The sequence below is a fragment of the Streptomyces sp. NPDC127595 genome, assembly GCF_042671685.1.
In the GTDB taxonomy this organism is placed as follows: Bacteria; Actinomycetota; Actinomycetes; order Streptomycetales; family Streptomycetaceae; genus Streptomyces.
On record NZ_JBHXWK010000003.1, the window covers coordinates 84,984 to 95,481 of the forward strand.

Annotated in this window: 7 protein-coding genes; all 7 read right to left on the minus strand. The window is 72.6% G+C overall.

The genetic code is table 11. The annotated features are described in order from the left end of the window. Positions 1 to 103 precede the first annotated feature (103 nt). Genes ACFVKT_RS11445 through ACFVKT_RS11475 form a run of 7 tightly spaced genes read right to left on the minus strand, consistent with a single transcriptional unit; the run spans position 104 to position 10,410 of the window. Positions 104 to 1,654, minus strand: a complete 1,551-nt coding sequence (locus ACFVKT_RS11445) for an AMP-binding protein (RefSeq protein ID WP_385730103.1) — start codon at positions 1,652 to 1,654, stop codon at positions 104 to 106. Next, positions 1,647 to 3,260, minus strand: a complete 1,614-nt coding sequence (locus ACFVKT_RS11450) for an ABC transporter substrate-binding protein (RefSeq protein ID WP_385730105.1) — start codon at positions 3,258 to 3,260, stop codon at positions 1,647 to 1,649. The genes ACFVKT_RS11445 and ACFVKT_RS11450 overlap by 8 nt, the downstream gene beginning before the upstream one ends. Continuing rightward, on the minus strand, positions 3,257 to 3,793 hold the full coding sequence (locus ACFVKT_RS11455; RefSeq protein ID WP_385730107.1) for a flavin reductase family protein: 537 nt from the start codon (positions 3,791 to 3,793) through the stop codon (positions 3,257 to 3,259). The genes ACFVKT_RS11450 and ACFVKT_RS11455 overlap by 4 nt, the downstream gene beginning before the upstream one ends. Further along, entirely contained in the window at positions 3,790 to 4,872 is a 1,083-nt protein-coding gene (locus ACFVKT_RS11460) for a MupA/Atu3671 family FMN-dependent luciferase-like monooxygenase (protein ID WP_385730109.1), read from the minus strand. The genes ACFVKT_RS11455 and ACFVKT_RS11460 overlap by 4 nt, the downstream gene beginning before the upstream one ends. Before the next feature lie 34 nt (positions 4,873 to 4,906). Further along, positions 4,907 to 5,107 carry an MbtH family protein gene (locus ACFVKT_RS11465; protein ID WP_385730111.1) on the minus strand — a complete coding sequence of 67 codons (201 nt, stop codon included), beginning with the start codon at positions 5,105 to 5,107 and terminating at the stop codon, positions 4,907 to 4,909. Positions 5,108 to 5,113: 6 nt separating this feature from the next. Further along, positions 5,114 to 6,430: an MFS transporter gene (locus ACFVKT_RS11470; RefSeq protein ID WP_385730113.1), complete on the minus strand. Its 1,317-nt coding sequence runs from the start codon at positions 6,428 to 6,430 to the stop codon at positions 5,114 to 5,116. A 35-nt stretch (positions 6,431 to 6,465) separates the two neighbouring features. Further along, the gene (locus ACFVKT_RS11475) at positions 6,466 to 10,410 is read right to left on the minus strand and encodes an amino acid adenylation domain-containing protein (RefSeq protein ID WP_385730115.1); all 3,945 of its coding nucleotides are present in this window, start codon (positions 10,408 to 10,410) and stop codon (positions 6,466 to 6,468) included. Between the last annotated feature and the right edge of the window lie 88 nt (positions 10,411 to 10,498).

The following is a 10,498-nucleotide window of genomic DNA, read 5'->3' on the forward strand; positions in this document are numbered from 1 at the left end:
CGTGTATTTCCCTTCGTACGGATACCGCCATCCTCTCCCATGCGGGGCGGGGGGTGGCAACCCTGACGGGCATAACAGGCCGGGCCGGCGCGGGAAGGCCTGTTCACCACGCGGTGTCCGGGTGGGGCTCGGCCAGGCGGGCCGTCACCGCGAGACGGTCGATCTTGCGGTTCGCGTTCAGCGGGAAGGTCTCGAAGTGGGTGAAGGCGCGCGGGAGCATGTAGGCGGGCAGGCGGCCGGACAGTTCGGCCCGCAGTTCCAGCGGGTCGCGCGGCGTGCCGGTGTAGGCGGCCTCCAGCGTGGGCTCGGCTCCGGGCGCCGCCTTCAGGACCGTGACCACGGCCTCCGCGACCCCCTCGGCCGCGCGCAGCGCCGCCTCGATCTCGCCCAGCTCCACCCGGTGACCGGCCACCTTCACCTGGTGGTCGAGCCGGCCCAGGTGCAGCAGCGCGCCGCCCGCCCCGACGCGCACCCGGTCGCCGGTGCGGTAGTACAGCTCCTCACCGGGCGCCTCGCGGTCCTCGTACACCGACGCCTCCCGGCCGTCGAAGCGTAGGAACCGGCCGGGGTTCTCGCCCGGGTCGAGATAGCCGGGGAAGCGCTGCGGGCCCCGCAGGCACAGCTCGCCCTCGTCGGCCGGGCGGCCGTCCTCGCCGAGGACGAGGAAGTCCAGGTGCGGGTAGGGCGTGCCGATCGGGACGGTGCCGTTGGCGGTGGCGGGCCAGTCGGCGAGCTCGGCGGGCAGCCGGTACTGGGTGCAGGAGACGGTGACCTCGGTGGGGCCGTACAGGTTCTCCAGGACGCTGCCGGGCGCGGCCTCCCGCCAGGCGGCGGCCTGCTCCAGGGTGAGCTGCTCGCCGCCGAAGAGGCTCCAGCGCAGGCCGGGCATGGAGCCGGGGGCCAGGTCCCGCAGCCGCAGGGCGTACGAGATCAGCGAAGGCACCGAGAACCAGTGGGTGATGCGGGCGCGGGCGATGAAACTCGCCGGCCGCGCCAGTTCGCCGCGGGCGGGGACGACCAGGGCCGCACCGGCGCCCCAGGCGGTGAACAGGTCCCACGCGGTGGGGTCGAAAGTGAGGTCGAAGGTCTGGGAGACGCGGCTGTCCGGGCCGATGTCGTAGCGGTCGATGGCGTAGTCGAGCATCGCGGCCGCGTTGCGCTGGCGCACCGGGACGCCCTTGGGGGTGCCGGTGGAGCCGGACGTGAAGACGATGTAGGCGATCGCGTCGGGATCCGGGGCGGAGACGTCCTTCGGGAGCCGGTCGAAACTCCCGTCCGCCGGCTCCTCGAAGGCGACGACCGGGCAGGCCGGCGCGGTGTTCCGGTCGGTGAGCACCACGTCCGGGCGCGCCGCGGCCAGCACCGCGGTGACCCGCTCGGGGGCGGAGTCCGGGTTCAGCGGAACCACGGTGGCACCCAGGCACTGGGCCGCCAGGTACGAGGCGTAGGCGGCGACGCCGCGGCCCGCGAGGATGCCGACGCGGGCGGGGCGACGGCCGTCGAGGGCGGCCAGCAGGCGGGCGGCGTTGTGCTCGGCGAGCGAGCGCAGCTCCGTGTAGGTGAGGGTGCGCCCGCCGGTCTCCAGGGCGGTGCGGTCGCCGTGGGCGTCGGCCGAGGCGGCGAACCGTTCGTAGAGGGTCGGTCGGTCAGCCACGGGCGGCTTCCTTGACGAACGCCCGGTAGTACACCGGGGTTCCGAGGAACGACGAGGTGAAGACGCCGCCCACGCGGGAGCCGCTGACGGCCAGGTGCAGATACGAGAACAGCGGCACGAGCGGGATGTGACGGGTCGTCAACTCCTCGTCCAGCGCGCCCCATTCGGCCGCGGCCTGGTCGGCGGGGAGCCCCGAGACGCGGGCGATCTCGGCGTTGACGTCCGGGTCGTCGAGGTAGGTGTAGTCGGCGTTGCCGGTGGCCCGGATCGTGCGGCCGTCGAAGCCGGTGAGGAGCGTGGACGCGCCGGGCCAGTCCGCGGCCTGGCACATCATGTACAGGTCGTAGTCGTGGCCCCGGGTCAGGACGGTGGCGTTGTGCGAGGGCCGGTCGGTCTCCACCAGCTCGACGCGGAAGCCCGCTTCCTCCAGCCGGCGTGCGAGCACCTTCGCACCCGCGGTGAAGTAGGCACCGTCACGGCTCAGCAGACGCAGGACGCGTCCCTCGCCGGGGAGCGGACCGCCGGTGTGCGGATCCGGGTAGGCGCGGTGGCCGATGGTGCCGGGCGACAGGATCGTGTGCGTCACCTCGCCCTGCGTCGGACCGAGCATCGCGTCCCGTACGGCCGCCTTGTCCACGGACACGGCACGGGCGATCGCGCGGCGCACCGCCACGTCCTGGACCCTGGCCGTGTTGATCGCCAGATACCAGACGAGGGGGGTGCGGTCGCGGCGCAGGCGCGGGAGCAACCCCGGTTCGGCGAGCAGGAGTTCGGCGACGTCCTCGGGGGCGTTGTTCTCGGCGACGGCGAAGGTGTCGGGGCCCTCGTCGGCGCGGGCGCGGAGGTTCTGCGGCCCGCTCTCCACGCCGAGTTCGATCTCGAAGCGGTCCGGGTGGTCGTGCCGTACGGCGTCCGTGGCCGCGTCCCAGTGCGGGTTGCGTTCCAGCACGAGCAGCCTGCCGGGCTCGTGCCGGGCGATGCGGTACGGGCCCGAGGCCAGCGGTGCCTTTCCGTAACTCTCGCCGGTGTCGGCGTCCTTGGGCACCGGGACCGTGGTGGGGAGGGAGACGGCGAAGGGCAGGTCGGGGCGCGGCACCGGGAAGCGGAACACCAGGGTGCGGGCGTCGCGGACCTCCAGGCCCGGCACCTCGTCGGTGCCGTCGGTGAAGGGTCCGTTGTAGGGGCCATTGTCGCGCAGCCAGTCCTGCAAGTGCTGCGGGCCGTCACCGAGGGCCGGTTCGAAGGAGCGGGCGATGCCGTGCGCCACGTCGGCGGCGGTGATCTCCCGGCCGTCCTCGAAGCGCAGGCCCGGCTTGAGGGTGAACTCCCAGGTGCGGCCGTCCCCGTCGACGTCCCGGCCCGGGTTCTCGGCGAGGTCGCCGACCAGCGTCCAGGCGCCCTGTCCGTCCTCCGCCGAGATCGTCAGCGTACGGAAGAGGAGGTGGCCCAGGGCCGTGGACTGCAGGGTGTTGATGCGCTGCGGGTCGAGGTGGTCGTAGTCGCCGTCGCGCAGGATGCGCAGTGTGCCGCCGCGGACCGCGCCCGGCACCGGGCGGGCCGGGCCCTGTGCGGCGCGGGTGTCCCACGCGATGGATGCCTTGGTCATGTGCGTGCTCCGAGAGTGCCGGTGGAGGGAAGGGTGGGGTCGGTGGCGGTGGCGGCGAAGGCGCTGTCCACGAAGACCAGCGGGCGGACGCCGGCCAGCGGGCCGAAGTCGTCGACGCGGCCGACGACGAGCGCGTGGTCGCCGGCCGTGTGGACGGAGTGGACCGTGCAGTCGAAGTAGCCGACGCCGTCCAGGAGTACGGGGCAGCCGGTGGCCGGTCCCCGCTTCCAGTCGTCGGCGGCGAAGGCGTCCGCGCCGACGGGCCGGGCGGGATCCGCGAACCGCCGTGCCGCGCCGGTCTGCCGGTCGCTCAGCACGGTGACCGCGAACCGCCCCGAGCCGCGCACATATCCGTGCGCCCGTGACCGCGTCCCCAGGCCCACCGCGACGAGCAGCGGGTCCAGGGACAGGGACATGAACGCGTTGGCGGTCATCCCGAACGGTTCGCCGTCGGCGAGCGTGGTCAGCACGGTGACGCCGGTCGGAAACCGTCCGGCGGCGGTGCGGAAGAGGTCGGCGCGCGACCCGGTCACGCGGGCGTCCCCTCGGACTCGCCCGGGGCGGGCTCCGATGCCGCTCGCAGGGTGTTCAGGTGGTCGAGGCCCGCGAGGACCTCCTTGTCGCCGACCCCGAAGTCGATCAGGCAGGCCAGTTCGTCGACGCCCGCCGCGCGGGCCTTCTCGACGACCGTCGACGCCTGGTCGACCGTGCCGAACAGGCCGCTCGTCGAGTAGTAGGTGTCGAAGGAGCGGCGGACCAGGAAGTCGATGTCGGACTCCCGGAGTTTGTCGGGGTCGAAGCCGGCGAGGATGCTGCCCGCCGAGCGGGCGATGAGACCGAAGGAGCTCTTCAGGTACGCGGTGAAGGGCTCCCGGACCGTCTCCTTGACCTGGGCCGGGTCCTCGCCCAGATAGGTGTGGAGCATCAGCGCGACATGGCCGGGCCCCCCGTCGTGGCCGGGGCGTTCGGCGAGTGCCTTGCGGTACAGGGCGATCTTCTCGGCGAGTTCGTCGAGGCTCTGGCCCAGCAGGTGGGTCAGGACGCCCGCGCCCGCCGCGCCCGCCGCGCGGAACGTCTCCGGGCCGCCCGCGCTGGTGACCCAGACGGGCAGTTCGCTCTGGACCGGCGGCGGGAAGACCCGTACCTCGGCGGGCTTTCCGGCCCCGTCGGTGACCTGGAGCGGCTCGCCGCGCCACAGCGCCCGTATCTGCTCCACGGCCTCGATGACGGCGGTCTTGCGGCCCGCGTACCCCTCGGGGCGCAGTGCGAAGTCCACCGCGTTCCAGCCCGAGGCCAGCGAGATGCCGGCCCGGCCGCCGGAGAGGTTGTCGACGACCGACCACTCCTCGGCGATCCGCAGGGGGTGGTGCAGGGGCGCCACGACACTGCCCGCGCGGATGCCGACGCGCGAGGTGACCGCGGCCACCGCCGCGCCGGTCACCGACGGGTTGGGGTAGAGCCCTCCGAAGGGGTGGAAGTGGCGCTCGGGCGTCCATACGGCCGAGAAGCCGTGCGTGTCGGCGTACTTGGCGCCCTCGAGGAGCAGGTCGTAGCGCCCGCCGCCGGTCTCGCCGACACTGCCGTCGGCGAAGTAGAAGAGACTGAAGTCCATGTCCTGTCCTCTGAGTTCGGGGGTCGGCGGGTGCTCAGCGGACGCTCAGCGGACGCAGGTCGGTCCAGACGGACTCGATGTGCTCCAGGCACTCGGCGCGCGTCCCGCGGGTGCCGGTCTCACGCCATCCGTCGGGCACCGGCAGCAGGGCCGGCCACACCGAGTACTGCTCCTCGCCGTTCACCACGACCGTGTGCACGGGCTCCGGGGCTTGCTGCGTGTTGTTCTGCGACATCGGGGATCAGGGCCTTTCCTGGATCTGGGGCGGGAGTTCGTACTTGATGCGGGCCAGCGAGGACAGCGCCAGCGGGACCAGTGCCGAGGACAGGCCGATCGCGGTGATCAGCACGGTGGAGCGGAGACCCACGCCGGCGCCGAGGAAGCCGCCGATGAGGGCGCCGAGCGGGGCGATGCCCATGGCCACGAAGCGGTTGGTGGCGGCGACCCGGCCCTGGAGGGAGTCCGGGGTGAGGGTCTGGCGGATGCTGAGCACGGTGACGTTGTTGGCGACGCCGAAGGACGCGAAGAGGAAGTTGATCAGCATCAGGGTGGCGACGGACAGGAAGCCGCCGCCGTGCACGGTGGAGATGCCGAGCATCACCAGGTTGGCCACGGACGCCGTGGTGAGCATCGTGCGCCCGTAGCCGAACCGCTGCGGAAGCCGGCCCGCGAAGGCCGCGCCGACCAGGAAGCCGGGGCCGAGGGCCGCCATCACCAGGCCGATCTCGCCCGGCGACAGGCCCAGCGTGCGCGGCATGAACTGGAGGAAGGCGACCTCCAGGGCGGTGAAGGAGAGGTTGAAGATCGACGCCATGATCGTCATGGCACGCAGCGGCTCGTTGCCGAAGACGAACCGCAGGCCCGCCCACACCTCGCGCAGCGTCCCGGCCGGGGAGGCCGCCTCCGACGGCGTCGGCCGGTCCTCCTTGTGCCCGATGGTCCAGATGGTGACCGCCGAGACGAGGTACGACACCGCGCCGGCCAGCACCGCCACCGGAGCCGTCAGCCACTGCACCAGCACACCGCCGAGCGCGGGCCCGCCGATGGTGGCCGCCGACTGGCTCGCGCCGAGCGCGGAGTTGCCCCGGGTCAGCTGGTCGCGTTCCACCAGGCGCGGCAGATAGGCCTGTCCGGCCACGTCGAAGAGCACGCTGCCGCAGCCCGCGAAGAAGCCGAGGACGTAGAGCCAGCTGATGCCCAGCTGGTCCGTCCAGTAGAGGACCGGCACGACGGAGAGGATCAGGGCCCGGCCCAGGTCGGTGGCGATGAGGATGTTCCTGCGCCGGACCCGGTCCACCAGGACGCCCGCGAACAACGAGACCAGCAGGTACGGGAGTTTGACGACGGAGGTCAGCAGACCGACCTGCTGGGAGGTGGCGGTCAGGGCGAGGACCGCGACCAGCGGCAGGGCGAGCTCGGTGATCTGGGCGGCGAAGAGCGAGGCGGTCTGGCCGGTCCACAACTTGGTGAAGTCGCGGTTCTTCCACACGCTGGGGACAGCGGCGGAATCCGGTTCCTGCTCCTCCTGGACCTGCGCGCCACTGGTGGCCTCTGACATGGACTGCTCCTATACGTGGGGGGAGTCGGGGACGGTCAGGAAGAGGTGGCGAGGACTCCGCGGGGGCTGCCCGCGGCGGCGTCCTCCAGGCGGTGCGCGACCTGGGGAACGTTGGGCTGTTCGAGCATGCTGAAGTGGTTGCCGGGCGACTCGTCGATGAGCAGGCGGCCGCCGACCCGGGGCTCCCAGCCCATGTGCCAGCCCTCGAACAGCTCCGTCTCGGCGCGGATGAGCACCGCGTCGCCGCGCAGCGGCTCGCGCGGGGTGTCGCGGTAGGTGAGCAGGGCGCGCGCGTGCCGCTGGTAGAGCCGGACCAGCCGTCGCAGGTCCTCCACGGAACGGGCGTCGGCGCGCTCGTGCCCGGTGCCCTCGGTGAGCCGTACGACGTGCTCGATCCGGGCGTCGGAGTCCAGCGCCTCCAACTCGGCTTCCGTGACGTTCAGCCGGCCCGCGAAAGCGCCGAGGATCGCGGCGGACTCGCTGGTCGCGTAGCGCGGCGGGACCGGGTCGTCGATGCTGGCGCTGATGATCGTCAGCATGCCGACCTCGTCGCCCGTGGCCTCCAGCTGGCGGGCCATCTCGTACGAGACCATGCCGCCCATGCACCAGCCGCCGATGTAGTACGGGCCCTCGGGCTGCACCGCACGCACCTCGGAGAGGTACAGCGCGGCGATCTCCTCGATGCTGTCCGGGCGGGGCACGTCGGGGCCGGCGTACTCGGGTGCCTGGAAGGCGTACAGCGGGCGCTCCGGGTCGAGTACGTCGAGCAGTTCGGAGTAGCAGAAGACGCTGCCGCCCAGCGGGTGGACCAGGAAGAACGGGGCCTTGGTGCCCGTGGAGCGCAGCGGCACCAGGGTGGAGGCGGCGGCGGTCTGCTCGCCGGAGATGATCGCGGCGAGCTTCTCGATGGTGCCGCCCTCGAAGAGCGCGGCCACCGGCACCTCGACGTCGGTGATGTCGGGCAGCCGCATGATGACGCGCAGCGCGGAGATCGAGTTGCCGCCGAGTTCCAGGAAGGCGTCGGTGACACCGACCCGCTCCACGCCGAGTACGTCCTGCCAGATCCCGGCGAGCTGCCGTTCGGTCTCGTTGCGCGGGGCGACGAAGGCGCCGGCGGTGGTCTCCTCGCGGCCCGGCGCGGGCAGTGCGAGCCGGTCGACCTTGCCGTTGGGGGTGAGCGGGAAGGCGTCCAGGACGACGAAGGCGCTGGGCACCATGTACTCGGGCAGCGACTCGGCGGCGAGGGCGCGCAACTCCGCCGCCGCGGGCGGGACTTCGCCCTCCGCCGTGAGGTACGCGGCGAGTCGCGCGTCGCCCGGCTGGTCCTTGCGGGCCACCACGACGACCCGGCCCACACCCGGGTGCCGGGACAGCACGCTCTCGATCTCGCCGAGTTCGATACGGAAGCCGCGGACCTTCACCTGGTGGTCGGAGCGGCCCAGGAACTCAAGGCGCCCGTCCGGCAGCCATCGCGCCACATCGCCGGTGCGGTACATGCGGGCGCCCGCACGGTCCGTGTACGGATCGGGCACGAAGCGGTCGGCGGTCAGGTCGCCGCGGCCCGAGTAGCCGCGGGCCAGGCCGTCGCCGGCGATGTAGAGGTCGCCGGGGACGCCCTCGGGGACCGGTGCGAAGGACTCGTCGAGGACGTACACCTGGGTGTTGGCGATCGGCCGTCCCAGCGTGACCGGCTCAGCGGGGCGCACCCGGTCCAGGCAGGACCAGATGGTGGTCTCGGTCGGCCCGTACGCGTTCCACACCACCGGGAAGCGGTCGGTGAGCTCGTGCGCGAGGTCCTCGGGCAGCGCCTCGCCGCCGGAGATCACCCGCAGGCCGGGGTCGGCGTCGAGGCCCGCCTCGATCAGCAGCCGCCAGCTGGACGGGGTCGCCTGGATGACGGTGGCGCCTGACCGCTCGACGTGCTCGCGCAGCCGCGGCCCGTCGACGGCGATGTCCGGGGCGACGATCAGCTCGGCGCCGGTCAGCAGCGGCAGATACACCTCGAGGCCCGCGATGTCGAAGGACAGCGAGGTGACCGCCAGCAGCCGGTCCTCGTCGGTGAGTTCGAGGTCGCGGCCGAAGGAGTTCAGCAGGTTGAGCAGCGCCCGGTGCGGGATCTGGACGCCCTTGGGCTTGCCGGTGGAACCCGAGGTGTAGATGACGTAGGCGAGATGCTCGGGTCCGGCGAGCGGGTCGAGATCCTCGGACGGGCGATCGGCCGCGGCCGTCCGGTCGACCTCGATCACGACCGTGCCCTCGGGGGCGGCGGGCGCCGCGAGCCCCGCCCCCGTCAGCAGCACCGGCACCCGCGCGTCGGCGAGCATGTACTCAAGGCGCTCGGCCGGGTATCCGGGGTCCAGCGGCACGTAGGCGCCGCCCGCCTTGAGCACGGCGACCAGGGCGACGATCAGCTCGGCCGACCGCTCCAGGTGGACGCCGACCAGGGTGTCGGGGCCGACCCCGCGCTCGCGCAGCTCATGGGCGAGCCGGTTGGACCAGGCGTGGAACTCGCCGTACGACAGCGTGGTGTCGCCGAAGCGTACGGCGGTGCGGTCGGGGTCCTTGGCCGCGCGCTCGGTGAGCAGCTCGGGCAGGGTGCGGTCCAGGGGCCAGCCGGCGCGGGTGTCGTTCCAGTCGCGGAGCAGCCGGTCCTGCTCGTCGGCGCCGAGCAGCGCGGTGGCGTGCACGGCCGCGTGCGGGTCGGCGACAAGCGCCCCGAGCGCGTCGGCGTAGTAGCCGCCGACCCGGGCGATCCACTCGTCGGTGAACTGCGCGGCGTCGTAGTTGATCCGCAGCCTGACCTCGCCGCTGACCGGGTCGGTGCCGAAGTTGGCGGTGAAGGGGAAGTTGGTCTGCTCGAAGAACTCGCCGCCGGTGACGGCCAGTTCGGCCAGTTCCATGTCGTAGCTGCGGAAGCTGCGGTGGTCGACGACGGTCTCGAAGAACTGCGGGCGGCGCAGGTCGGTGAGCAGCTGGGCCATCGGGTAGCGGCGGTGCGGCAGCGCGCCGCTCTCCGCCGCGTGGATGTGCTGGGCGAGTTCCGTCCAGGTGGTGCCCGCGACGTCCACGACCAGCGGCAGGGTGTTCAGGAACAGTCCGACGACCTGGTCGCCGTCGGCGGTCTCCGGGCGGCCGTTGCTGACCAGGCCGGTGACGACCCGCCGCTGCCCGGACAGCAGGGACAGCACCCGGGCGTGCGAGGCGAACATCACCGACTTGACCGGCACCTTGGCCTCGGCGGCGACGGCGCGCAGTGCCGCGCCGAGCGTGGCCGGCAGGTCCACTTCGTGGACGCGGGCCTCGCGGACGCCGGCGAGGGCGTCATCGTGATGACGCGGCAGCCCGGTGAAGGTGGTGTCCTCCAGGACCCGGGCCCAGTGGCCGCGCGACTCCTCGCTCGCCAACGCCTCCTGTTCCAGGGCGAGATAGTCCCGGAACCGGGTCACCGGGGCGGCGGCCTCGTCCGCGCGGCCGGCCAGCCGGGCGTCGTACCCGGTGATCAGCTGCGAGGTGACCAGGGACAGGCTCCAGCCGTCGAGGATCGCGTGGTGGAAGCTGAGGTTGAGCTGGAAGTCGGCGTCGCCGAAGACATGGACGTGCAGCGTGAGCAGCGGCGCCCGGGTCAGCACGAATGGGGTGGCCTTCTCCTTCTCCGTCCACGCGGCGACCCGGCGCGCCTGCTCGCCCTCCTCAAGACCGCGCAGGTCCTCCACGGTGAGCGGGGTCTCGACGGCCGCGTACACGAGTTGCATGGGCTTGCTGAACCGGGTCAGGTCGAAGCCGCTGCGCAGGATGTCGGAGCGCTGGATCACCGCGGCGAGGGTGTCCCGCAGGGCCGGCTCGTCGAAACGGCCGGACAGCCGGATGCTGGAGATGTCGTGGTACGTGGGGGTGGCGCCGTCCGCGTAGCTGTGGAAGAGCATGCCGGACTGGAGCAGGGTCAGGGGGTAGGCGTCGATGATGTCGTCGTGGGACGGCACGGGGTTTCCTTCCGGGTGCACTGCGGGACGGACGGGTTGAGGACGGTCACGCCCTGGGCCGGGCTACGGGATCGGGGACGGTCGGGCC